Source organism: Myxococcus sp. AB036A, from assembly GCF_006547355.1.
Taxonomy (GTDB): Bacteria; Myxococcota; Myxococcia; order Myxococcales; family Myxococcaceae; genus Myxococcus; species Myxococcus virescens.
Map to the genome: position 1 here is coordinate 1 of NZ_VHLC01000237.1, position 461 is coordinate 461.

The window sequence follows — 461 nt, forward strand, 5'->3', positions numbered from 1 at the left end:
GCTGCCTCAAGGCGCCGCTCCTGCTGCTGCTCGGCGGAGAGCCGGCGAGGCTGCCAAGCCATGGGAAGTGCACCTCCTCACGAACTCAACAGCCTCGCTCTTAACCTCACTCCCTGAAGCTCATTAGGAGGCCAACTCGGCGCGGAAATAGAGGAGGTAGGGGCTTGGCTGCAGCCCCACTTCCGCAGGCGCGAAGCACATGCCGCTGCAGTGGAGTATGTGAGGGCGTTGCTGGGGCGCGCGCAGCGGAAGAATGCATGGGGCCTTTCAGAGGACGCGGGGCACGGCGCCCCGTATGCCTTCCAGCACCTGCTGCTGCGCGCGAAGTGGGACGCGGACGCAGTGCGCGACGACGTCCTGGAGTACGCCCGAAGGAGTCTGGGGGAAGGCGGCGTGCTGGCGGTGGACGAGACGGGCTTCTTGAAGAAGGGAGACAAGTCCGTCGGCGTGGCGCGCCAGTA

Annotated in this window: 1 protein-coding gene; it reads left to right on the forward strand. The window is 66.4% G+C overall.

The annotated features are described in order from the left end of the window. Positions 1-219: 219 nt before the first annotated feature. A partial coding sequence (locus tag FL344_RS38255; RefSeq protein ID WP_255508276.1) for a transposase occupies positions 220-461 on the forward strand: 242 nt, incomplete at its 3' end.